We start from the raw sequence: 24,623 nt of genomic DNA on the forward strand, positions 1-24,623 counted from the left end.
GGATTCGATCAGGCCGGTCTCCCAAGCTTTCCCTTGTCAGTTCCCCCCGACGAGACAAGGAACGTACATCATGTCCATCACCCGCATCACCACCGTCGCCCGCACGCTCACCCTGGCCGCTATCATCGGCGTGAGTGCCCTCGGTGCTGCCACGGTCGCCAACGCCCAACCCGCCACGTCGATGTCCTCCCAGGACGTGACGTTCCTCGAAGGTATGGCCGACGAGGGGATCACATTCACCACTCCCGATGCCGGGGTCGAACTCGCCCAACACATCTGCGGCGAATTCGGTAGCGGTGCCAGCTTCGAGGAGGTTGCCGCCGAAGGTTTGGAACACTCGTCCCTGTCCGCCTACGACGTCGGCTACGTCATCGGTGGTTCGGTGGCGGTGTACTGCCCCTGGTACACCGACGAGCTCCCCGCCTGACGCCGGCGCGTGCGGTTCGTGCCGTAAGTGGGGTGCGGAGCCGTTGCTTGATCAGGAAGTCGGTCCGTTGCTTGATCAGGAAGTCGGTACCGCCCTTGCGACCGGCGGACGATGTTGTGGGGGCGGCCGGACCATCCAGTTCGGCGCCCGTATTACTCGGATGCCGAGTTATAATAATGGCCCATCCGGGTAGTCTGCGGGATGTCGGACCGAGCGTCCGTATTCGCGTACGAGTAGGTCGGCCATTCGTGGTGCGCGCCGCCATCGGTCCACGAGGCGTTCTCAAAGGACAACGGCGACATCCACCGTGACGCGTACAAGGGCGACCTATTAGTTCGTTCCGGGAAAGGTAGTGGGGTGGTCCTCGCGTGATAGGCAGGCTGGGTCCGTGGGCGTGAGGGAGCACGATTTGGTGCCCGGTGAGATGTTCGCCGGCTACATGATCGAGCGAGTGCTGGGTATCGGCGGGATGGGCACGGTCTATCTGGCGCGGCACGGGAGTCTGCCCCGCAGCGTCGCGGTGAAAGTCCTCGACGGGACGGCCGACGATTTCATGCGTGCGCGGTTCGTGCGCGAGGCGGAACACGTTGCTCGACTCGAGCACCCCAATATCGTGACCGTCTACGATCGAGGTTGCGAAGGAGACCGGCTCTGGATCGCCATGCAGTACGTGGCAGGAACGGACGCGGCGGAGCTGCTGCGCCGGGGGGCGCTGCCACCGGATTTGGCAGTTCACATCGTGGCCGAAATCGGACATGCCCTCGACTTCGCACATGAGCAAGGGGTCCTGCATCGCGATGTCAAGCCGGCCAACGTCCTGCTCGCCGGGCGACCAACCGGTGCCGGGGTGTCGCGTGTCTTGCTGACGGACTTCGGGATCGCGAAAAACTTGGACGAGACTCGGCATCTGACCAAGACGGGCATGCTCGTGGCCACCCTGGTGTACGCGGCGCCGGAGGCTCTTGTGGCAGGCGTCGAACTCGATCCCCGTGCCGACGTGTATTCGCTCGGTTGCATGCTCTTCCAGTTGTTGACCGGTCGACTCCCGTATCCGGGGACGGCGCGTGAGGTAGTCGATGCCCATCTCAACAAGCCGATCCCGCGGCCGACCCTGCTGCGCCCCGGTCTTCCCGATGCGTTGGATCCGGTCATCCGACAGGCGTTGGCGAAGGACCGCGATGCGCGGTTCGACAGTTGCGGTGCATTGGCGGACGCAGCGCGCAGCGCCCTCTCGTCCCCGCGCATGGTGCCCGGGGGGAAGGAGATCCGGACCCCTCAGGTGCCGCCGGTACCGTACCGGATCCGCTCCGAGGCGCCTCCGCCCCAGGTTCGTGCCGCAACACCCGCATCCCGGGTGCGGGTCGACACCCCCGGGCCACACCGGAATTCCCAAGGCGGAGGTCGGCCGGAGAGCGCCCGTGCGGGCGTGAGCGTTCGTCCGATCCGCTGGTGGAGACGACCGACGACGATCGTGGTCGGTCTGATCGCCGCGATGATCGTCTTGGGAGCGGGGGTGGGCGCGATCGCCGTCTATCTCGCTTCGCCGCATCCGGCCGCCCGGACTCAGACGGTGCTCGACTTCACCGGATTGTCCGGACCGCAGGGGGTCGCGGTGGATGCGGACGGGAACGTGTTCGTCGCCGATTCGTCGAACAACCGCATTCTCGAACTGGCGAAAGGCGCGTCCACCCAGACCGTGCTGCCCTTCAGCGGGCTCGACGACCCGCTGGCGGTGTCGGTGAACGCCCGCGGGAACGTCTACGTCGCTGACACGGGCAACAATCGGATCCTCGAACTCGTATCCGGATCCTCCACTCCCACGACACTGCCGTTCACCGGACTCGATGAGCCACTGGGTGTTTCGGCCACCGAGGCCGGGGACGTTTTCGTCGCGGATGGGGGTAACAATCGGGTGCTCGAGCTGGCATCTGGCACGTCCGTCCCGACCATCCTGCCGTTCACCGGACTGAACCGGCCCACCGATGTCGCCGTGAGCGGTGCGGGAGACGTCATCGTTCCCGACTCGCGGAATCATCGGGTGCTCGAGCTGGTGACCGGTACGTCCGTCCCGACCACGCTGCCGTTCACGGACCTCGGTGCGCCGAATGCGGTGGCGGTCACCGATGGCGGCGATGTGCTCCTGACCACCCTGGACTCCAACGACGTGGTCGAGCTGGCGGCAGGTTCGTCAGCCCCCGCAATCTTGCCGTTCACGGGCCTCGATCAACCCGCCGGAATCGCGGCGGACGACGCGGGTCACGTCTACCTGTCCGACCTCGGTAACGATCGTGTGCTCGAGTTGGCGTAACACCATTGGTCCACTCGGCACCCGGCAAGCCTCGGCGTGCTCTACGCGGTGGTCTTTCCGTTCTGCGGTCGAGAGGCCAGTGGTTTCGAGTTCGGGCGGACCCGGCTGTTGATGGCAGCGCTGGCCTCGGTGATGAAGTGATCGATCGTGCGCTGATCGGCGGGGGCCATCGTGTGGTAAACCTCGCCGAGCATCCCGCCGAGTTCCCCATAGATGCGGCTGAATTCATCGCTGCCGTCGTCGCTCAACGAAATGAGCCGCTTGCGGCGGTCGGTCGGATGCGGAACCCGTCGGGCGTACCCGGCCTGCTCGATCCGATCGACGAGTTCGGTAGCGGAGGCGCTGGTGATCGTCAGCTCGGCGGCGAGTTCGCTCGCGGTCATGGGCCCGTTGACATAGAGATGGCCGAGGGCCACGGTCTCGGTCACGCCGATGCGAAGGTGACCGCGTGCCGTGCGACCGCGATACCGCTCCACCGCCAGGACCAAGTCGCGGACGGCCAGCGCCAAGCGAATGTCGCGTTCCATGGTTGCCAGACTACCCGGGTTCGTCCAGGTCCCCGTGCCTTCAGGATTCCTTGTGTCTCGGATGCCGAGCTATTAGCATCGGGTGGTAGCGCAACGACTTTGTTGGCCTCACGCGTGAAGCGATCTAGCGACGGAGGGGAATCTGGGCGGGAGCTTCATCTGAACGTCGTGGTCATGCCCGCCGCAACACCCGTCCTGCGCTGATCGCGTGCACGGTCGCCCAGGCGACAGACGCCACCGCTCGACCCACACTCCCCGTTCCCTTATCGATCACGATGTTCGCCGGCGAGAGGCCGCCTGCGAACATCGCGTCGAGCAAAGGGAGTGCAACGATGAGCAGCACCTCGCAGGGATCACGGATCGGTACCCAGTTCGGGCACTACCATCTCAAGAGACTTCTCGGCAAAGGCGGTATGGGCGAGGTCTACGAGGCATACGACCTCGACAAGGACCGCACCATTGCGCTCAAACTCCTCCCCGACGCCATGGCCGAGGATCCGGTCTTCCGAGAACGTCTTCGCCGCGAATCGCACGCCGCCGCCCGCCTGCAGGAACCGCATGTCGTGCCGATCCACGACTACGGCGAAATCAATGGGGTGCTGTATATCGACATGCGCCTGGTGCAGGGCACCGACCTCCGCTCGCTGTTGACCCGCTACGGGCCGTTGGCCCCACCGCGGGCGGTCGCCATCATCAACCAGATCGCCTCCGCCCTCGACGCGGCCCACGCGGACAAGCTCGTCCATCGCGATGTGAAACCCGAGAACATCCTCGTCACTCGCGACGACTTCGCCTACCTCGTCGACTTCGGGATCGCGAACACTGCCAGCGACGAGAAACTGACCACGCTGGGAACTGCTGTCGGCACCTACGACTACATGGCCCCCGAACGGTTCGAGGGCGACGGCAGCGACGTCACCTATCGCGCCGACATCTACTCGCTGGCGTGCGTGCTGCACGAATGCCTGACCGGCGCGCGGCCGTATCCGGCGGACAGCATCCGGGTGAAGATCACCTCACACCTGTTCGAGCCACCGCCCCGCCCGAGCGTGGCGCGCCCCGGCGTGCCGGCGGGTTTCGATGCCGTCATCGCCCGCGGCATGGCGAAGGACCCGCAGGACCGCTACGCCACCGCCGGCGATCTCGCGCTCGCAGCACATGACGCCCTGAGTGCCGGCGATCAGGACGAGGCCGCCACCCTCATCGAGAGGACACAGGCGACGGTGAACGAGCCCGGCCCCGAGGGCGGCGCCGGACGGGTGCCGACGCCCCCACCCGTATCGCAGACGCCGCCGCCCGGAGGCACTCCGCCGCGACAGGCTCCCGCGCCACCGACCTACGTCGATACTCCGATACCGCCCCCGTACGGCACTCGCACTCCGGGACCGCCGCCATACGGCACCCACACTCCGGCACCGCCGTACGGCACACCACCGCAGGACTACGGTGGACCGGATTCGAACGCCGCGACCCGGATCGACTCGTATCCACAGGGCACCGGACACGGCGCGGCCGTCGGTCCCCAGGGGTGGGACAACACTCACGTGGGTCCACCTCCAGGGTGGGGTGGAACAGAACAGGGGAAGCCTCCACCACCGGGTTCGTCCAAACGGTTGTGGATTGTCTTCACCGTTGCCGCGCTCGTCGTTGTCGCGGCCGCGGCCGGCGTCGCGTTGTGGCTCGCGAAGCCACCGCCCGCCCCTTCGTCACCCGCACCGGTTCCCGCACCGGCGTCAGCCCCCCCGACGGTCCCGGAGCAGACCGGACAATTCACCGCTGCCGATCAGCGGCTGATGACGGTCATGCCGACCGGTTACGGCGAATTCAATTGCCAATCGGAGCAGCCGACTGCCGATGAACTGGCCTCCCTCTCCTGCCAGCCGAATCAAGCCACCGGTGCGCCGTCTGCGCGCTTCTTCCTGTTTCCCGATGTGGCGACTCTGCAGGGGCATTATGACAACGTCGTTAGTGGAACGTCTGAAACCAAAGTCATTTCCTGCCCGAACGGCAATGGCCCCGGCCCCTACCAATCGCACGGTCAACCCCAGGATGTCGGCCAGATGGCGTGTTTCATGTCCTCCGACACTCCTCCGGTGCCCGCTATCGTCTGGACGAATGAAACCGATCTGGCGATGGGAACGATCTTCGCTGAGGACGCCAACAGCATGACACCGGTGTACCAGTGGTGGACGAATCAGGGAGCATTCGAATAGGACAGCCGCGACCGATGCGTTCGCACGACGTAGCATCTGCACTCGACCGTGTCATCGGGCGACCCGACGGCGGGAATCCACTCGGCCGAGCAGCAGGGCGAGCACCACGCTCATGGTGAGGGCGAGGACGCCGCAGACCGCGAGATCGGCCAGCCAGGTCCCGGGCGTGTGGCGCCACAGCGGGTCGTCTGCTCCGGGGGATCCGGGCGTTGCCGCCAGGTCGACGGTGGAGGCGGCCATCGCGTAAGTCCACCGCGACGGTGAGAGCCAGGACAGTTGTTCGAGGGGAACACGCCCGTGCAGCGGGAACAGGCCGCCGCAGAGGATGAGTTGAGCCATGACCACGAGCACCAACAGAGGCATGCCCCGGTCGGCGTTGTCGATCAAGGCCGAGATGAGCAACCCGATGATCATCGACGTGACGGTCACCGCGATCACCGCGACGGCGATCTCGGCTTCACCGGATCCCAGCAGGGAGGCGTCGTCCGGACCCGGCCGCCCGACGGTTCCCAGGATCCCGAGAACCAGTCCTTGCAGGCCGGTGATCACGGAGAGCACCGCGAGCTTGGAGGCTAGATAGGCGTTGCGGGACAGACCGATTGCGTGTTCCCGCCGGTAGATGGCCTGTTCCTTGACGATCTCGCGGACCGATGCTGCGCAGCCCATCAACGCGCCGCCGATGATCAGCAAGACGAGTAGCTGGCCCGGCTCATTCGAGTGTTGGGCCGCTGCCTGGGTGAGCGAGAGCCCGGCCGTGCCGGGAACCGCGTGTGTGAACAGGCTGAGCAGCAGCGGCAGAGCCACCAGGAACACCGTGTATTGGCGGTCGGCGGCGATGACGGCCAGGTAGCGACGGCACAGGATCGCGAATTGGGTGAGCGCGGATTGTTGAGCGGCCGGGTCCTCCGGTGGTGACCGGTGCGGGGGAGGTGCGGATGGGGAATCCGTCTGGTGCGGGCCGATGTACGCCGGGTACAGAGGCGACTCCCGGAAACGGGCGGCCCAATCGGTGACGGTGTCGTGCTCGAGCAAGGTGAAGAGGTCGGGGAAGTCCTCGCAGCGGAAGTAGGTGAGCGCTTCCCCGGGCGGCCCGAAGAAGGCGAGCCGGCCACCGGGGGCGAGGACGAGGAGCCGATCACACAGGTCGAGTTGGGAGACATTGTGCGTCACGACGACCACCGATCGACCCTCGTCGGCCAAGGCACGCAGCGTCTGCATTACCGACTTGTCGTACCCGGGATCGAGTCCGGAGGTCGGTTCGTCGAGGAACAGCAGTGATGGTTTGGTGAGCAATTCCAACGCAACGCTGGTGCGTTTGCGTTGTCCACCCGAGAGGCTGGTGATGCGCTGATCCGCCTGGCTGGTCAGGCCGAGTTCGTCGAGCACCTCGTCGATGCGCTGCTGCCGGGCCGCGGCGGACACGTCCTGCGGGAACCGCAGCCGCGCCGCGTAGTTCAGTGCGCGGCGCACCGTGAGCTGGGTGTGCAGAATGTCGTCTTGCGGAACGAAACCGATGCGGTGTCGCAGTTCCGGGTAGTTCGCGTACAGATCGCGACCGGCATATCGCACGGTTCCACTGGTGGCCGGCCGGAATCCGGTGAGAGCATTGAGGAGTGTGGATTTGCCGGCCCCGGTCGGACCCACCACCGCAAGCAGGCTGCGCTGTCCCAACGTGAACCCTACGTCCGTCAGCAAGATACGCCCGTTCGCAGTAACCGACTCCAGGCCGGTGGCCTCGAAGGAAACGTCACCGGTGTCAACGTATTCCTCGAGTCGATTGCCGTTCAGGCGCAGCAGTTGATGACCGACGCCGATCACATCCGGTGAACCGATGGGCGCGTGCGGCACCCGAGTTCCGTTGACGTAAGTTCCATTGGCGCTGTCGAGGTCGACGATTTCCCACCTCCCGCCCGAGTGTCGCAGCTCCGCGTGGTGGCGGGAGACCAGCAGGTCGTCGAGGATCACGTCGTTGTCGACGGTGCGGCCGATCCTGATTCGAGGTTGCTCGATGCGATGCACGGCGGTGGGTGGCCGCGGTGCAGGCCCACCCGGGGACTGTGTGTGCGCAGTTTCCGGTGGTGGTGTCGCAGGTAAGGGACGAAGGTGCAGGGTCACGCCGTGGGAGGGGTTTCCGAGCACGACCGTTGTGGGGCCGTGGACGGATACCTGATCGACCCGATGCCCGTCCAGAAAGATGCCGTTTCGGCTGTGATTGCTCAAGGTCCAGCCGTTCGGTGTCGTGGTCAGGGTGGCATGCGACCGGGAGATGCGCGGATTGGCCAACTGCGCGTCGGCGGTCTCGGATCGGCCGATGGTGAAGTCGTGGCCCGGTGAGGCCCGCCAACGGTGTCCGTCGGCCTGAACTTCCAGTGCGGGTGGCCCGTCTGGTGGGGAGTCGTCGGGGTGCATAAGGCAACTCCGGGAGCACGCGGTGTTCGGTGTGAGGTCCGAGTGCGCCGCAGACAGCCCTGCATTACCGGGCCTCTACTTCGGACCTCCGTGCCAACCGTCGTCGGCGTTTCTCCCGGATCCTTCCTTCGATTTCGAATCGATGGGTATCACGCCGAGGGTCCGAGGTTGGCGCGGGCCGGTTGGGAACCTTGGCACGAGCGGTTACCGTGCAGCCATCACATCACTCGACTGCCTGACAACAAGATTGCCGTAACATATGGCACTCTCATGATACGGAATGGTGAGCGATCGTGGTAGTCGGGAGGCGCAGCCGTGGGCGACCTGCAGGGCGTGCGGATGCCCGGTCGCGGAGTCGACGATCCGCTGCGCCCGGCAGGCATCGAGCCACCACCTAGAGAGTGGTGATCATCTCGTAGTTGCTGGTGCTCCAGGATGCGAGGAACACGTCGAGGCTGATCATCTCGGCGCGGCCGGTGTCGATGCCACTGTCGTTGAGGTAGACCACCCCGGCGATGAGGTCGATGCCGGTGACGACGACGGCGTGATCGGCGGTAGTGTGGTCGCCGCGTTCGTTCCAGATGGTTTCCGCGTTCACCCCGACGATGACTTTCTGACCGGTCACGAGGTCTGCTACGAGTTCATCGATGCCGGTCGTCGCGCTTTCGGCGTAGTCGGTGACGGCGGCGATGTCGTAGTGCGCCAGCAACACGGGAATGTCCTCGGAAGCCGTCCCGCCGGTGGTGATATAGGCGTCCGCGGGTCCGCCGACCGCGTCGCCGGTGTAGATCGGGCCTGGATAGACGGTGCTGGGGGTCCTTTGCGCGACCCCGACGATTTCGGCCTCGGAGGGGGTGCGGCCGGTGACTTCGCCGACGACGTCGGCTACCGCCATCTCCGCGCAGTCGTCACCGTGCTGACGTTGCCAGTATGCGGCCGCTCCCACCGGATCGCCGACCACCACCGAGGCCGACACTGTAGAGACCGCGGCAGGGCTCACGGCGTTCGCAGTTCCGACGAGGCCGAGAGCAGCCAATCCGACGACAGCGGCGGTCAGCGAGGTACGGGTGGCGGTGGCGATCTTGCGGGTAAACACGACGGTGGACCTTCTCTCGTGGTCTTACAGGGGTGTGAAGAAGTGTGGGGTCGGCCGCTTATCCGATCCTGACCAAATCCCTATCCCCGCATCCCGCGATCGTTGCTGACGCCCTCATGAAGCCGGCCCTGGTAGACACGGCACCGGGGACGGCATAATTGATGCCAACCCAACAACGTCGCGCGGCAGCCCGGAGCGAAAAGACTCGGTGATTGGTGTGGAAGAGAACGTCGAGGCCATAAGGGACCGGCTCGATTTCAACGTCCTGGGCGCAGTGGATTTGACCATTGATGGAGTGTCGCAGTCCCTCGGCGGCAGCAAACCGCGCGCCGTTCTCGCGATGCTACTCATTCGGCGCGGTCGTGTAGTCGCGGCCGAGACTCTCGCCGCAGCGGCGTGGGACGACGATCCGCCCCCGGACTACCGGGCCAGTCTGCATGTGATCGTGTCCAAATTGCGCAAAGCCCTCGGCGGCGCCGACGTGAACCCCAAGGCTGTATTAGCCACCGCGACACCGGGATACCGACTGTCAGTGGCGGACGGCGACTACGACCTGGCCCGGTTCCGGGAACTGTCGTCCACCGGTGGCCGGCTCGCCGAGGCCGGACGATTCGAGGAGGCGAGCACCGCGCTGTCCCAGGCCCTGGACGAGTGGAAAGGGCCGGTCCTCGACGATCTACGCGGGCACAGCTTCGCCGATGCGTTCGCCGCTACTCTCGAAGAGGAACTGTTGGCGACCGCATCGGCGCGCACCCAAGCCGAAATTGCCTGCGGTCGTGCCGAAACAGTGATCTCCTCTCTGATCGGCCTGACGAATGAGCATCCACTTCGCGAGCCACTATGGGCCCAACTGATCACGGCCCTCTACCTGGCCGGCCGGCAGTCCGACGCCTTGGACGCATGCCGACGGCTACGCACAACCCTCGCCGACGAACTGGGCATCGACCCGTCCGGACCACTACAAGACCTCGAGAAACGAATCCTGGATCAGGAACCGCTGACCGTGGCGACCGGCGCCATGACGTTGACCTTGATCGAACAACAACAGCGAGTGGCCACCGGTCAGCTCCGCGACCGCGCCGGCACGGCGGTCCCGATCCCCCCGGGTGGTTTACGGATCGGACGGAAGAACACCAACGATCTCGTACTCAGACACCAAAATGTGAGCCGATACCACGCTATCGTCGTGGCCGCCGGGCCGCGATGCGAAATCCGGGACCTGCAGTCGTCGAACGGAACGCTGATCAACGGTGAGCGCATCATCGATTCCGTCGTTCTCAGCCACGGCGACGTGATCCGCATCGGCAGCACCGAATGGTCGTTCGAGGTGGTTGAACCGTAGGACGGTCGGTCGGCACTTCATGTCAGCGCCGGTCAACCGAAAGATGACATGTGACGAGGACCCCCTCAGCTCAGACGCACGATAGTGGCGTCAGCGTTTTCGGGAGCTCGAGGAGGTTCCAGTGACTGTCGTACGAGGGTTCGACGTGGACCGGCAGCAAATCACCTTCGACTATGTAGACACCGCACCGGTCGGGTGCGGTGGGGGCTGATCCGTCCGGCGACGCGGCACACGCTGCGAGTCTGGCTGGCCGAGCACTGCCCCGGCGGGGACGCCGAGACCGCGGTGGAGGGCTACACCGGGTGGCGGTACGTGGTGGACGAGCTGACCGCCGCCGGGGGCGACAGCACAGCTGGCCGACCCGGCCGAGACCGCGGGGCTGCGTGGCCCGAAAACGCGCGAATACCGACCGCGCTGACGACCGGCTGCTGCGCACGCTGCTCCTGGAGGACCGGTTCCGCGGTCGTGGATTCGGCCCGAGCAGGTCCTCGAAGCCCGGACGTTGGGCCGGTTGTGCTGCGCGTTGATGGACGAGCGCCGGCCTGGCAGCAGCGCATCCACGCGCAGCTGTTCCATCAGGGCTGCCCGCCGATCACCGGACTGTTGACCGTGGCCGGCCGCGTCGGGCTCGCCCGGGCCGAGTTGTCGGTCGCGGGAGGCGGCCGACGCCCGTCCGGTGCCGGCTGACGCCGACACCACGGCGGCTAGATTGTCGGACCGCCTCGCGCACGGAGAAAGTCCTTGTTCGACGAATGCAAGACAAGGGCTACCACTACCACCACAAGCCCTAAGCACAGGACTCCGAGAAAGCGGCCGTACCCGCTCGTACTCACTCCAATATTGGTGAGATAGAGAACCACCGCTACTAATGAAGTCCAGAATAGGATTCTGGTGGTGCGGCCCTTCAATGCGGCGGCTCCACCCCATATGAATAACCCGGCAAACACGAGACCGACGGGGGACATGTATAAGGCTGCTGCGACTGCACCTGTCCTGGGATAGTAGTGACTGCTCGTATAGAGCGAAACCAGGCTGGCGATCATGTTCAGAGCAGCCATCACAAATGCGATGACCGCTGCGGCGATGACGGTCCCGCGGCGCCGGGCGGTGCTGTGGCCGGCATGCGGCAGCGGGCCGTAGCCCGAGCCTGGAGCATTGTTGGGCGGGGCGGCATACGCCGGTGGCGGCGTTCCGTAGGGTTGCGGAGTTCCGTAAGCCGTTGGCGTGCCGTACGGAGGCGGCGGTTGAGTGCCGTAGGCCCACGGTGGTTGCGGCGTGGAGGACCACGGCGGTTCGACCGGCAAGCAGACCGTCTTCACGAGCATGTCGGCGATCGTCTGCCGCTTGGCAGTAAACAACGGCAGCAAAAAGCCGATGTAAAAAATCGCATCCAGAAAGTGGGCGAACTGCCGCACGATCGACATCCCGAAGCCGATCGGCCTGCCCGTTCGTTCACTGACCACCTTGAACTTCAGCACCGACTTGCCGATGCTCGAGCCGGTCCTGCCTTGGCGATAGCCCCAATTCCAGAGCCAATACGTCAGTACCACGACAGTGACGATCGACGAAGCGATGCCTTCCAAGACCGACGAGCCGCACGACGCGGCGTCGGTCGTTCGGCCGGTTGTGCAGGACGTGCCATCCGCCATGGAGACGATCACCCCGCCAACGGCACCGAGGCCAACTGCGAGGATCACGTACAGAAGTTGGTCGACGATGAAGGCGCCGACCCGCCTACTCCACGAGGTGTAGGCTTCCGCTCCCAGGACGCCGACGGATCGGCCCGGGAGCGGATATCCGGCACCACTCCACGAAGGTGGTTGAGAACTCCTGCGGGGTGGGGGTGGCGGATAACCGCCGGGCGTAACGGGTGGTTGTTCGGTCATTGGCCGAGCCTTCCGGTAACGAGGCAATTAAATGGTATGACGGTGACTTAGCTGTTCGGCGGTGTGCTGACCCATCCTTGATTGTGAGAACCCTGTGCCCGAATCAGCATCACTCTCGTAGAGTGCGTCTATCTGTTCGTCCACGCGGACAAGCGAGATTCCTGGTTTCCCGGTTTCAAAGCGGGGCTCCAGCTTTCGAAGTCGGGGAGTCCGCTACGCCAGCGTATGAACTTTCCCACCACGCTTCTGATTGTGTGCGAGTCGGCGTGCGAGGTATCGAAGCATTTCATTCACCCCTTTCGATTCATGTGGAGGATCGATCCGCAGCGGTCGATGAGATGGCCGAATCAGGCCTTACCTGACAACGCCTGCGCACCCAGGATGTCGCTCAGCGCTTAAGCAACTCTGAACGTCTTCCTATCTAGAGGCCGGGCGGCCATGAAGACATCGATGGCGCGTATTTCTTTTCGTGCAGGATCCCGACCTTTACGCGGCCGTTTTCGTCATCGTCGGCAGGAAGAAGGCAATGGTATAGATCGGGCAGCGCGGAGCTCACCGCCGCGAACTGCACGTGATTGGGGATTTCCCCGTTCCGTGGCCCGGGATGCTTTGCCCCGGCGTTCAAGAATTCGGCAAGGATTCGGTAAGGCCGGTCTTCCAGGCTTGCCCTTGTCAGTTTCCCGACGAGGCAAGGAACGCATCTCATGTTCATCTCCCGCATCACCACCGTCGCCCGCACCCTTACCCTGGCCACCATGATCGGGGTGAGTGCCCTCGGTGCTGTCACGGTCGCCAACGCTCAATCCGCCGCGTCGGTGTCCTCCCAGGACGTGACGTTCCTCGACGGTATGGCCGAGGAAGGGATTACCTTCACCAGTCCCGAGGCAGGAATTGAACTCGCGCAACATATTTGCGGTGAATTCGGTGATGGTGCCAGCTTCGACGGGGTTGCGGCGGAAGGGTTGGAGAACTCGTCCCTGTCCGCCTACGACGTCGGCTACCTCATCGGTGGTTCGGTGGCGGTGTACTGCCCCCGGTATACCGATGAGCTTCCCGCCTGACACCGTCTGTGGTTCGTGCGGGTAAGTGGGTGAGGAGTCGTTGCTCTGTCTGGAATGTGGGTACCGCTCTCGCAGCTGCTCGCCGAGCGGAACGTCGATGTCGGCGCCGTTGCCGTTGCCGTAACGGCATCGTCCATCGCACGGACACTCGCCCCGATGGCGGATCTGATCGACTCCGGGACCGCGCACGCCGCCACCGGACAGCTCGCCGCAGCACCGGTGGGCAGCGCCGGAATCGACGGCATCATGGTGGGTCCCGCGGACTTGGCGATGGCCTTCGGCCCGGACCGCAACGCGGACCTCCCCGCGTGGAGCTCGGATGGACATCGTCAGCACCCGACAGCCGCCGCCAAGGCGTTTGGTAGTATCGAGATATTGCCCGGCGCAATAACATTCACTGTTATCCCGTGCGGGAACCGTGATCGAGCACCGCGATCGAGTAGGAATTCCGAGACGGCTGCTGGGCCAGAACTCAACGGATGCGGACAACTAGCCGGAGGGCGCACAGAGCTCCTGGTGGAGTGGGCGTTTACGCAGCAAGCTGCTGCGCAAATGATGCGAGGGCGTGCAGCTGGGGGGCGGGGCGAGGCGGATGGTAACCACCTCATCGAGCGGCAGCGACGCGTCGGCGTGGTCATACCCCCTCGCCGGGCATGCAGGGACGGCGCCGGGGTCGCCCCGGTGGTCCCCGGGGTGAGGCGGAGTGTGCGGTCTCCGAGCCCAACCCAAACCGCACCCCGACTCGGCACGTCAAGCCGACGGGTTCTGTACGCGGACGGCGTTCGCTTCCATGGCATCATGGTGGTGCCCGGGACAGTAGTCCTGGTGAAGTGAACCCGGCAGCCTTCCGGACGGTAGGTGAGCCGGGTTTCGCGTTTCTACCGGACCTCGACGGTTTTGTCATCAGCGGCCGTACCCGGGCAGGCCATTCTCCGCCCTTGCCAGGCACCAGGCCGCCGCGTCGAGGATCCACAGCTGGATCGCCTCAGCCACCACTTCATCCTGCCCTGAGTAGCAATGGGCAGAGCGCTCACTCTCGCCCGGGGCCGGTGGGTATGACGTCCGCACCGAGTTGTTCGACGGCCGAGGCGGCACTTCGCCACGGGGTCGTCGTCACTCCTACCGACAGGGAAGAGCGACCAGCAGATCCGCAGCTGACTCACCTCCGTCGCCCGCGCCCATCACGGCAGCCCTGGTCAGGCAGGCATGCGGCCCGGTGGTGTGGGCAGTCCTGAGCTGACTGGCCGTGCAGGCATTCGTCGACGAGAACACCGTTCGCGGCATCATGGTCGCCGCAGCCATCGCCGATCCGCGCGCACTCGGCTCCGCCCACGAACAGCGGATCCAGAGGGGCCTGGCCGGGCCCGGCGTTCCGGAATCTCGTCCGTACCCAGCGCTGTCGACTCCACGACCCCGCCGCAGGAATCAGGCCCGAAGTGGGGACTTTGGCCTCCTTGTCGCGGCGTCCGCCGCGGGACGAGCATCGGATAGAGGGCCACCACCACCTCAGAGGGTGGCCCACCTCAAACGGAGAGCCTCTCATGAGTGATGACACTGCGCTGGTCCTCGTGGCCGGTTATCAGGACCTCGATCGCGCCCATCAGGACTTCGACTCCCTCACCGTCCAGGTGAGAAACAAGCAGGTCAAGCTGCGAGGCGCCGTGTTGGTGGCCAAGGATGCCGACGGAAATCCCACCCTGGTCGGCACCGGTGACCACGCGGGCCGAAAAGGCGCCGGATGGGGCGCCGGAGTCGGCCTCGCGGTCGGTCTGTTCGCACCGCCGCTGCTGGCCGCGACCGCGGTCGGCGCCGGCGCGGGCGCGCTGGCCGGCAAGTTCGCCTCCCACCGCGTCAAGAGCGGCCTGGAGGACAAGATCGGACACGCCCTCGCTGCCGGCACCGGCGTGGTGATCGCGGTCCTGTCGCCCACCAGCCGGCTGCGGGTGGAGCAAACGCTGGCCGGTGCACCGATGAAGTCGGTCGCCGAGATGGACGGGCCGAGCCTCGAGGGCCTGGAATCGGCGCTTGCGGAGGCGATGGGCAAGTTCAATCCGGACCGCACCCGGCTGCCGATCCCGGACCGCAACTTCGGCGGAACGATCGGCCGCACGGTGCAGGACTCGGTGCCGGACTGGACCATCGTGCCCGGACCGAAGGCACCCGACGGTGCCCCGAACGTCCTGATCGTGCTGATCGACGACGCCGGGTTCGGCGGCCCCGACACCTTCGGCGGCGCCATCCGCACCCCGACCCTGACCCGGGTGCAGCAGAACGGTCTGACCTACAACCGTTTTCATGTGACCGCGGTGTGCTCCCCGACCCGGGCAGCGCTGCTCACCGGGCGCAACCATCACCGGGTGGGATTCGGGTCGATCGCGGAGTACCCGGGCCCGTTTCCGGGCTACACCGCCGCCCGCCCGCGCAGCTGCACGGCACTGCCCCGCATCCTCAGTGAGAACGGCTACGTCACCGGCGGATTCGGCAAATGGCACCTCACACCCGACAACGTGCAGGGCGCCGCGGGACCGTTCGACCACTGGCCCCAGGGATGGGGCTTCGACCACTATTGGGGATTCCTCAGCGGCGCCGCCGGACAGTACGATCCGATCATCACCCAGGACAACTCCGTGCTCGGCGTCCCCGAGGGCACGGACGGCAAAGGCTACTACTTCCCCGACGACCTCACCGACAAGGCCGTCGAGTGGCTGCACGCCGTCCGGGCGCAAGACCCGCTGAAGCCGTGGATGATGTACTACTCCACCGGCTGCAGCCACGCCCCGCACCACGTCGCCAAGGAGTGGGCGGACAAGTACAAGGGAAAATTCGACGACGGCTGGGACATCTACCGCGAACGAACCCTCGAACGTCAGAAAGAACTCGGCATCGTCCCGGCCGACACCGAACTGACCGAGCGCCCCGACCTGTTCCCCGCCTGGGACTCGCTGTCGGACGCCCAGAAGAAGCTCTATGCCCGGCAGATGGAGGTGTTCGCCGGCTTCTCGGAGAACGCGGACTGGAACGTCGGCCGGCTCCTCGACGCGGTCGAGGACCTCGGCGACCTGGACAACACCCTCATTCTCTACATCTGGGGAGACAACGGCGCCAGCATGGAAGGCACCGTCACCGGCTCGTTCAACGAGATGACCTTCCTCAACGGGGTGGTCCTCGACGCCGAACAGCAGCTGCAGCTGATCGATGACTACGGCGGGATCGAGGCACTCGGCGGGGACCACACCGCACCGCACTTCGCGGCGGCCTGGGCACACGCCAACAACACCCCGTTCCAGTGGGGCAAACAGATGGCCAGCCACCTCGGCGGCGACCGCGACCCGATGGTCGTCTCCTGGCCGAGCCGGATCAGCCCCGACACCCGGATGCGTAGGCAGTTCACCCACTGCATCGACATCGCCCCGACCGTGCTCGAGGCGATCGGTCTCCCCGACCCGACCACGGTGGACGGCATCGACCAGGAACCGATGGACGGGACCAGCTTCCTCTACACCTTCGACGACACCGATGCCGCCGAGCAGCACACCGTGCAGTACTTCGAGATGTTCGGGTCCCGCGCCATCTACCGGGACGGGTGGTGGGCATGCACCCGATTGGACAAGGCGCCCTGGGACTTCTCACCCGAAACCATCAAACGGTTCGCGCCCGGGGTCTACAACCCGGACGGCGACGTCTGGGAGCTGTACTACCTGCCCGACGACTTCTCCCAGGCGAACAACCTCGCGGCCGAGCACCCCGACAAGCTCGAGGAACTCAAGGAGCTGTGGTGGAGCGAGGCCGAACGCAACCGGGCCCTGCCACTGCTCGGCGGAATGTCGATCTTCTTCGGCCTGCTCCCGCCGATGCCGACGACCACCCGCTTCACCTTCAAAGGCGGCGTCCAGAACATCCAGCGCGGCATGATTCCCCGCATCCTGGGCCGCTCCTACGCCATCGAGGCACACCTGCAGGTGCCCGAGGACGGGGCGGAGGGGGTGATCGTCGCCAACGCCGACTTCATCGGCGGGTTCGGACTGTGGGTCGACGGCGGCCGCAAACTGCACCACACCTACTCCTTCCTCGGCGTGGAGACCTACAAACAGGTGTCCGACCGGCCGATCCCGACCGGGGACGTCACGGTGAAGATGCAATTCGACGCCGCCGAACCGAAGCCCGGCACCGGCGGGCACGTCACCTTGTGGGCCGGCAAGGAACTGATCGGTGAAGGCGACATGCCCAAGACGGTGCCGGTGGCCTTCTCTTCCTACGCGGGCATGGACATCGGCCGTGACAACGGCCTGGTCGTCGACCGCGACTACGAAGAGCAGGCACCGTACGCCTTCACCGGCACCGTGAAAGAAGTGATCTTCGACCTCCAACCGGCTCACCACGAAGCCGAGAAGGCTCTGCACGAGCACGAAGCGATGCAGGCCGTCGGACAGGGTGCCGCCGGCTGACGCGCAGCAGACCGCGCCGGTCCTGATTCCTGATCGGAGGTGGCCGCAGACCCGCAGGGCCTGCGGCTCAACTGCTGTGCCCAACCATTCCTGACATCTGGGTTTCACGGACGTCCCGCTCGCCCGTCTCAGCACGGGCCCGCCCCACATCGTGGTTTCGGCCTGGCGCGATGCTCACGCCGTCGGTCAACGTGGTCCTGTCCGCCTTCCCGGAGGAACAGCGGGGCGAAATTTCCGGTCTGTCGCGGTGCGTGTCCAACCTGGGCTCGTCCCTGGGTACCGCCGTTGCGGGCATCGTGCTCGTTGCCGGCCTCTCCTCCCTGGACCGCTCGTATGCGCTGGCGATGATCGTTCCGGCGGTCATCGGGCGGTGGCGTGGTTCCCGGGAGGTCGGCAGCATCTGCGGAAATCGGAACACGAGCCGCTCGATGAGGTCGTGCACCTCTACAACTGACCACGCGGCGACGTCAACTCTGCCCGAAAGCGTTCGGCCAGATCACCTCGCCCTCTCGCCTGGTGGGCGAGACGCTCCACACTCTCGGGGAATTGGGAAGGGGGACTCGGCTTCCGCCTCCGGGTGCTCGAGGAACACGCGGGCCTGAGCGAGGTCCGGGGTCACCGTCTGTCGCTGTCATCCGGTCACTCCCTGCCCGGCGCGGCCGGCGCCGGTCGGAATGCCGGTTGATCGACCTCGTATCGAGGCGATGGTATCCCGAGAGTATCGATGAGATTCGGGCCGAACATCGTTTGCTCCCGTACGGGGATCTGTTCAGGTCTTGTCTGTTATGCGGGTCGGCTACCGTCGGGGCTTGTGACGGCCGGTAGTGCGGGGCGCGGGCACAAGATGACGCCCAACCCGGAGGTTCCCCTCGACTTCGCTCGGGAATGGGTCGAGTTCGGCGATCCCGACAACTCCGAGCACCTCATCGCCGCGGACATGACGTGGCTTCTCTCGCATTGGACCTGTGTGTTCGGTACGCCGGCGTGCCAGGGCATCATCGACGGCCGGCCCGACGACGGCTGCTGCTCGCACGGTGCCTTCCTCACCGACGAGGAGGACCTCGTGAGGTTGAATGCGTCGGTGAAGCTGCTCACCCGTGGGGACTGGCAGTTCATGACGCAGGGGCTCGGGAAGAAGGGGTACCTCGAGGAGGACGAGCTCGAGGAGGAGCCGGCGCTGCGGACTCGCCGCTACCGGGGTGCCTGCATCTTCCTCAACCGGCCCGGGTTCGAGGCGGGCATCGGATGCGCGTTGCATTCGATGGCCCTGCGGCGTGGCATCGAACCGCTCGAGGTGAAGCCGGACGTGTGCTGGCAGCTGCCGATCCGGCGCACGCAGGAGTGGGTGGAGCGACCGGACGGCGAGCAGATCCTGAGGACGACGATCACCGAGTACGACCGCCGTGGTTGGGGTGAGGGCGGCGCGGATCTGGACTGGTACTGCTCCGGCTCGCCGGACGCGCATGTGGGGACGAGGGCGGTGTGGGAGTCGTATGCGCCCGAGCTGACCGAACTGATCGGCGAGGCCGCTTACGGCGAGCTGGCGGCGCTGTGTCGCCGGCGGGCCGGGCTCGGGTTGATCGCCGTGCACCCGGCGACCGCGGCCGCCGAGAAGAAGTGCCGGTAACGGAGCGGACCCCGCGGTCGACTGGTCCGAGCCCGCGGAGGTGGGACATCGCCGCCGAGGGCTCGGCGCCGGCGTCGCGCATCTCGGCCGCTGCCTGGTCCCACGGTTCGGGCATCGGATGCTCGACGACTACCTCGGCATGGTCGCGGCCCGATCCCGGCCGAACGCTGTGCTGGCCACCGCGTACGACTGAAGGTGTTCTTCGTGGTGGCCGGAAAGTCGCCGGTCACCGAGGCGGAGGTGCCGGCGTTCGTCGGGGGCGTCAGCCCTCGTGTGGGGTGCGGATCGGTCCCGGCGATGCGGGGTGTTCGCGTACACGATCATGCGCCGTCCGGCCTGGTCACCGGGCGGCACAGGACGGCGATCGTGGTGCGGTCGGCGTACCGTCGGAACTGGAGGCTGCGGTGAAGTCGAGGGTGTGGACGGGGCCGTCCGGGGGAGGGTCGAGATGGGCATGTGGTCGGTCCGGGCGAAAGTGGTCGCGATCTTTGATTCGAGCCGATCGTCCTGGGAGAGAGGGCTGTTCGAATGATTCGTTTCCTTCTTCGGGTCGTGGTCTTTTTGGGGTCGGCGGCGATCGGTCTGCTGGTGGCGCAGTGGCTCCTGCCGGGGGTCACGATTTCCGCGTCGGGATTTGTCACCGTGGTGGTGGTGTTTGCGGTGGCGCAAAGTGTCCTGTCTCCGTTCATTGGGAAGGTGGTGGCGCGGAACGCTTCGGCGTTTCTCGGAGGCGTCGGGCTCGTGTCGACATTGGTGGCTTTGGTGATCGCATCGCTTGTCGGCGGTTTGAGTATCGACGGGTGGCGCACGTGGATTCTGGCGACCCTGGTGGTGTGGCTGGTGACCGCGGTTGCAACTCTGGTGCTGCCGTTGGTGTTGTTGCGTAACAAGAAGTCGGGCGCGTAAGAGGACCGCGAGAAGGGCAAGAGGGGATCAGCTCGATGAGGCGACTCGTCTGGGGGTGACCCGGCAGTCGCTGATCAGGGTGTGGATCGCGGAGAAGCTCGAGCGGAACGGTTCGACGGCCGCGTAGTTCCGTCGCAGTGGTGTGGCGGTACCGGAGCTGACGTGGTGGCTCGTGGTCTCGGTGTGGGGTGTCGGCTCGTCCTGGTCGTTGTCGTCGGTTTGTCGATGATGCTTCCGGAGGATGTCCAGCGGATCGCCTGCGGCCGGCTGTTGAACCATGAGCACATCGGAATCTCCCAACCGACGATTCACCGCCTGCTGCGCGCCGTGCTGGAAAACCCGGCCCTCCTCGACCGGATACCGACGAGCCCACTCCGCGGAAGAAGGGCGGGGTGGGGAGGGTCCTGTTGATTCTGGTCGCGGTGCTGGTAGTCATGGGGATTCTCGGTTCGGTGTTCGGTGGTAGTGATAAGACGGACGACAAGCCGGCGGCTGCGGCGGCAACGACTGTCACGACGACCCAGGTCCCCGATGCGGCCGACAACGACGTCGGCGGCGCTCTCGTCGACCACTCCACCGGCCGCGGCCGGCACCGACGACGACGGCATGCCCCGGCGCCGTCGCCGTCGCCGCGGCCCGCTGTTCCGGCTTCCGATCCGCGCTGCGCCCCTGCGAACGAATCACTCGTGGCCCCGCGTCGAGTCAGGGTTCTCCGCGTCCCGCCTTTCGCTCATCAACGGCACGGTGATTGACTCCGGCTCATACACGTTCCTCTGCGGCACCACCGTTGACACGACCGGCAAGATGAAGAACCGCTCCGAGGCTGGGTGATCGCGAACGTCGCCGTCTATTCCTCGACGGGCGGCGCCCGCAACACTACGACCTGGCCCAAGGCCAGCGCAGCGCCTCTGAAAATCTCCCCGGGGTGACGAAATCGTCCAGGCTCTCGACACCTGCGTGGTCAAACTTGACCCGCTGATGGCCGGCGTCGGCGACGCTCGTGGCTCCGCGGATAGCGGTGGCGGTGCCGTGGGATTGGACGATGGACCTGCTGTGGTTGCGCCTCTGACCCCATCGCATCAGGCCGACCTGCAAATGCAGCGCTTCTCGGCGGTGCTGCAGAGTAGTAGGACGGACGACTGGGCCCGCCCCGATCGCGAGCGAGCACTCTGGGCTAGCCTTCCCCGGGCAGGCAGGGGCACGGCCGAACGACGCGGTCCAGCGGTTTGACATCGCGCGTGGCTCAACCTCATACCTATCCGGAGCCCTCGATAACGCACCTTCGATTGGGGCCGGTTCGGAGTCGGTGAAGGTCGCGCGCCGTGCCTCCGCGGCGGCGCGCAGGGGAGTGTTGAGGGTGTTGAACATCGCGACCAGGGTCTCGACGCCCCGCTGGCGGCCGTTCTCGCGGTCGCCGGGTCGTCGATGTCGATCGGCGTGTAGGCGGCGATGCGTGATGCGCTTCTGCCGTCGAGCCGCTCCCAGGAGTCCGCATTGGTCTTGCCAGGCGGCGATGTCGTCGAACAAGGCCTTGATTGAGTTTCGGGGTGCGGGTGTCGATGTAGGCCGCGACGCGCAGACGACCGGCGGCGGGGATGCGTACACAAGTTCCGAACGGATCGCCGCGAAGGCAGTCCAGTTGCCATGTTGGGGTGCGGGCACCGAGATGGCGGGCTGTCGGGCATTCGTGGCGCGAGAGGATCACCGCAGACCGACCGGCCGCCGCTGCGGGAATCCTTCACAGCTCGAGGGGAAGCCAAATGGTTCAGAAGAACTCGTCTAAGAGGCGGTAATAGCGGTGGGACGCACGGTCGGTGTCTGCGCCGTAGGTGCGGAGGAAGGGGAGGACCCAGCGCTCCCCGAGGACACAACGGCGATGTCCTGTGCAGCGAGCGCGAGGTCTTGATGTCGGTCGGCGACGCGGAGCCGGCCACAGTCGATGAATCCGGCGTGAGAGCGCCACCACCGAGGTGACGGCCAACGGTGTCGAGGACGTGATTCTGCGCGGCGGTGGGTGGTGAGGCTCCGATAGTCTCGGGTACTGAACAGCTTCTGCGGTAGGTGTGTAGATCTTCAGGAGGAGTCATAAGTTGCTGCGCCCGCCCGGGGTCTATCCGCCGCAGGCGGACACGGGGATCCGGATCAGGTCCGGCACCGGCGTCGCGGAGGGTTCAGGGCGCCGGGCGGCCTGAAGGTGCGAGTGGCCTTTGCCGCATTCACCGGCGGGCGCTCTGGTTTGCGATCACCATGGTTGGTCGGTGTCCGCTCCGGCTTGCCGGCACCCGCAGCGGTCCCTCGGTTGCGGACGTCATATGACGGATGGGCATATGATGGGAAGGGACTCGTAATCGGGCTGCCTTGGAGCGCCACGCTGGGCGGGATCCGGGGCGCACCGAGGCGGTCACGCACAACAGCAGCGCGACACGGCAGGATGCTGGCTCACGATCAACGCGCGAACAGCATCATTCGCGCGGTGCCGTAGCCGACGGCTTTAATTCATGCCGAGGAGCTGACAATGAACACAACCACGAATGCACGCACGAAGAGCCTTACGGTCAGGCTGGTGGTGGCCGGATCGATCTTCATGTTGCCGGCAGGACTCGCCGCCGCACCCGCGGTGGCCTCCATCGCCGTACCCGCGGTGGCGACCGTCGCCGCACCGGCCCCTCCGGGGCAGGACCCATGCGATCCCAACAACAGCTGGCTGCTACCGCCGGACCAAATTCAGCAGCAGATGGACAACTGCAACAACAACGGTCAGTCGCAACGGGATCGACGCAACGAGCAAAATAGTGCGCCGGGACAATTCCAGATGTCGCCGCCGCCCGGCTTCGGCTCCTCCTGACGCGGAGGCCCTCCTCGTAGATCGGGCGCGGCACGGCCTGCGAACGCTGAGCGCCTCGCGGGCAGCGGACTTGCGTGCGCGAAACTCAGGTCGCCTTCACGCCCGCATCCACTTGTCGGGCATCGATCGTCCTTCGTCATTCACTGGGGGGTACGTCCGGAGAGCATAGGCGCGGGGCCTCCATGCCCGACCGGTGAGCGCTGCGGCGGAGATCGCCCTGGCCCTGGAAGAGGCGCAAGGTGAGCGTGGGCCGGGATACGACCTCCGGCGGAGGCGGCTTTGAGAGGCTGGCTATGCGGTGAGATCGATGATGAGCTTGCCTGGTTTGCCGTTGGAGAATGAGTCGATGAAGGCGGCCGGTAGCTGTTCGAATCCGGGCAGTACGGATTGCACGGCTTCCAGCTGTCCTGAACTGACGAGTTCGCCGAGCGTAGCTTCAACGTCTGCTGCGCGGTCCATGTAGTCGAGCACGACGAATCCTTGCGTGTGGACACGCTTGGTGAGAAGCAGCCCGAAATTGCTTGGTCCGGATGGTCTTTCGGTCAAATTGTAACCGTCGATCAGGCCGCACAATGCGATGTGTGCGTGGTTGTTCAGCCGGGCGATCGATGCTTCGAACATCGGGCCTCCCGAGTTTTCGAAGAGGCGGTCGATGCCGTCCGGTGTTGCCGCCTCCAGCTGCTCCTTCCACTCGGGGGACTTTCGGTCGACGACGGCGTCGGCGCCCAGTCGGGCCACCATCGAGCACTTCTCGGCGCCTCCTGCGATGCCGACAACGCGTGCGCCCGCCTGCTTCGCGAGCTGGACGGCAACGCTTCCGACTGCGCCGGAGGCACCGGAGACCAAGACGGTGTGCCCTGGTTCCGGACGCAGGATGTCGCACACTCCGGCCCACGCGGTCAGGCCCGTCATTCCGAGGACGCCAAGGTAGTGCTCCAAGGGAACGTCCTCGCGTGAGGCGATGCGGTCCCAGTCGGTACCGGGCGGGCTGACGATCTGGCGCCGTCGCCAGCCGACGAAGCCACGAACGATGTCGCCGACGGAGAAGTTGCTGTTGCGTGAGGCGGTCACGCGTGCCAGACCGACAGCGCGGACCGGTTCTCCGATTTTCACTGGTGGAAGGTAACTCGGTCGGTCGTCGAGCCAGCCCCTGATGGCCGGATCGATCGAGATAAAGAGGGTCTCGAGTGCGATATCGCCGGCCTCGAGTTCGGGCAGGGCGACGTCCTCCACGCGGAAGTTCTCCACGCTCACGTGCCCGTGGGGACGCTGCGCCAGGACGATCTGTGGTGATGAATTCACGGTGTGCTACTCCTTCGTCACCCACGACGGTAGGAGTCATGACACGGCGAAACTTGGCCCTACGCGCACGGGATTCGAAGAGCACGCACAGCGCACATCTCAATGCCGGACACGATGCGCCTGACGAAAGCATGCGCGCGCACACAGCCAAGACGTGATGCCCGTCACTTCATAGTGTCGGTGGGAGCTGGGCTCGCGCCGAGAGCCCTCCTGAAAGAATCCGGAGTCA

At 65.7% G+C, this 24,623-nt stretch carries 17 protein-coding genes and 1 pseudogene; 11 read left to right on the forward strand and 7 right to left on the reverse strand.

Features of this window, described 5'->3' with window-relative positions:
* Positions 1-70: 70 nt before the first annotated feature.
* Together ACFTWF_RS02830 and ACFTWF_RS02835 are read left to right on the forward strand one after the other, a co-directional pair.
* The gene (locus ACFTWF_RS02830) at positions 71-427 is read left to right on the forward strand and encodes a DUF732 domain-containing protein (RefSeq protein WP_378459739.1); all 357 of its coding nucleotides are present in this window, start codon (positions 71-73) and stop codon (positions 425-427) included.
* 394 nt (positions 428-821) lie between these two features.
* The gene (locus ACFTWF_RS02835; RefSeq protein ID WP_378459740.1) at positions 822-2,735 is read left to right on the forward strand and encodes a serine/threonine-protein kinase PknD; all 1,914 of its coding nucleotides are present in this window, start codon (positions 822-824) and stop codon (positions 2,733-2,735) included.
* Positions 2,736-2,776: 41 nt separating this feature from the next.
* Here ACFTWF_RS02835 and ACFTWF_RS02840 read toward each other — a convergent pair whose 3' ends face one another.
* The gene (locus ACFTWF_RS02840; protein ID WP_378459741.1) at positions 2,777-3,262 is read right to left on the reverse strand and encodes a MarR family winged helix-turn-helix transcriptional regulator; all 486 of its coding nucleotides are present in this window, start codon (positions 3,260-3,262) and stop codon (positions 2,777-2,779) included.
* A 332-nt stretch (positions 3,263-3,594) separates the two neighbouring features.
* Here ACFTWF_RS02840 and ACFTWF_RS02845 point away from each other — a divergent pair, with 332 nt between their 5' ends.
* The gene (locus tag ACFTWF_RS02845; protein WP_378459742.1) at positions 3,595-5,475 is read left to right on the forward strand and encodes a serine/threonine-protein kinase; all 1,881 of its coding nucleotides are present in this window, start codon (positions 3,595-3,597) and stop codon (positions 5,473-5,475) included.
* Positions 5,476-5,526: 51 nt separating this feature from the next.
* Here the strand turns inward: ACFTWF_RS02845 and ACFTWF_RS02850 are convergent, their stop codons facing one another.
* Positions 5,527-7,884, reverse strand: coding sequence for an ATP-binding cassette domain-containing protein (locus ACFTWF_RS02850; protein ID WP_378459743.1), 2,358 nt, complete (start codon positions 7,882-7,884; stop codon positions 5,527-5,529).
* 394 nt (positions 7,885-8,278) lie between these two features.
* Complete coding sequence (locus ACFTWF_RS02855) at positions 8,279-8,980, reverse strand: hypothetical protein (RefSeq protein ID WP_378459744.1); 702 nt, start codon at positions 8,978-8,980, stop codon at positions 8,279-8,281.
* A gap of 208 nt (positions 8,981-9,188) precedes the next feature.
* Between ACFTWF_RS02855 and ACFTWF_RS02860 the strand changes: the two genes are divergently transcribed.
* Entirely contained in the window at positions 9,189-10,322 is a 1,134-nt protein-coding gene (locus ACFTWF_RS02860; RefSeq protein WP_378459745.1) for a BTAD domain-containing putative transcriptional regulator, read from the forward strand.
* A 513-nt stretch (positions 10,323-10,835) separates the two neighbouring features.
* On the forward strand, positions 10,836-11,009 hold the full coding sequence (locus ACFTWF_RS02865; RefSeq protein WP_378459746.1) for a hypothetical protein: 174 nt from the start codon (positions 10,836-10,838) through the stop codon (positions 11,007-11,009).
* 17 nt (positions 11,010-11,026) lie between these two features.
* Here ACFTWF_RS02865 and ACFTWF_RS02870 read toward each other — a convergent pair whose 3' ends face one another.
* Positions 11,027-12,208 (reverse strand): RDD family protein, encoded by a 1,182-nt coding sequence (locus ACFTWF_RS02870; protein ID WP_378459747.1) that lies wholly within the window; start codon positions 12,206-12,208, stop codon positions 11,027-11,029.
* Between the two features lie 704 nt (positions 12,209-12,912).
* On the opposite strand from ACFTWF_RS02870, the gene ACFTWF_RS02875 reads away from it, so the two are divergent.
* The 5 genes from ACFTWF_RS02875 to ACFTWF_RS02895 all read left to right on the forward strand — a co-directional run bounded on the left by ACFTWF_RS02875 (position 12,913) and on the right by ACFTWF_RS02895 (position 20,247).
* Entirely contained in the window at positions 12,913-13,269 is a 357-nt protein-coding gene (locus ACFTWF_RS02875; RefSeq protein WP_378459748.1) for a DUF732 domain-containing protein, read from the forward strand.
* Positions 13,270-14,810: 1,541 nt separating this feature from the next.
* Positions 14,811-17,714 (forward strand): arylsulfatase, encoded by a 2,904-nt coding sequence (locus ACFTWF_RS02880; protein WP_378459749.1) that lies wholly within the window; start codon positions 14,811-14,813, stop codon positions 17,712-17,714.
* Between the two features lie 844 nt (positions 17,715-18,558).
* The gene (locus ACFTWF_RS02885) at positions 18,559-19,341 is read left to right on the forward strand and encodes a hypothetical protein (protein WP_378459750.1); all 783 of its coding nucleotides are present in this window, start codon (positions 18,559-18,561) and stop codon (positions 19,339-19,341) included.
* Between the two features lie 40 nt (positions 19,342-19,381).
* The gene (locus tag ACFTWF_RS02890) at positions 19,382-19,534 is read left to right on the forward strand and encodes a hypothetical protein (protein WP_378459751.1); all 153 of its coding nucleotides are present in this window, start codon (positions 19,382-19,384) and stop codon (positions 19,532-19,534) included.
* Positions 19,535-19,869: 335 nt separating this feature from the next.
* Positions 19,870-20,247, forward strand: coding sequence for a hypothetical protein (locus tag ACFTWF_RS02895; RefSeq protein ID WP_378459752.1), 378 nt, complete (start codon positions 19,870-19,872; stop codon positions 20,245-20,247).
* A 27-nt stretch (positions 20,248-20,274) separates the two neighbouring features.
* On the opposite strand, the gene ACFTWF_RS02900 is transcribed toward ACFTWF_RS02895, so the two are convergent.
* Entirely contained in the window at positions 20,275-20,526 is a 252-nt protein-coding gene (locus ACFTWF_RS02900; protein WP_378459753.1) for a hypothetical protein, read from the reverse strand.
* Positions 20,527-22,012: 1,486 nt separating this feature from the next.
* Positions 22,013-22,206: pseudogene (locus ACFTWF_RS02905) on the reverse strand (phosphotransferase); the annotation flags it as partial.
* A gap of 556 nt (positions 22,207-22,762) precedes the next feature.
* Between ACFTWF_RS02905 and ACFTWF_RS02910 the strand changes: the two are divergent.
* The gene (locus tag ACFTWF_RS02910; protein ID WP_378459754.1) at positions 22,763-23,092 is read left to right on the forward strand and encodes a hypothetical protein; all 330 of its coding nucleotides are present in this window, start codon (positions 22,763-22,765) and stop codon (positions 23,090-23,092) included.
* A gap of 291 nt (positions 23,093-23,383) precedes the next feature.
* On the opposite strand, the gene ACFTWF_RS02915 is transcribed toward ACFTWF_RS02910, so the two are convergent.
* A complete protein-coding gene (locus ACFTWF_RS02915) occupies positions 23,384-24,394 on the reverse strand; it encodes an NADP-dependent oxidoreductase (protein WP_378459755.1) in 1,011 nt (336 codons plus the stop codon).
* Positions 24,395-24,623 lie beyond the last annotated feature (229 nt).

The organism is Rhodococcus sp. NPDC056960, from assembly GCF_042674125.1.
Lineage (GTDB): Bacteria > Actinomycetota > Actinomycetes > Mycobacteriales > Mycobacteriaceae > Rhodococcus_F.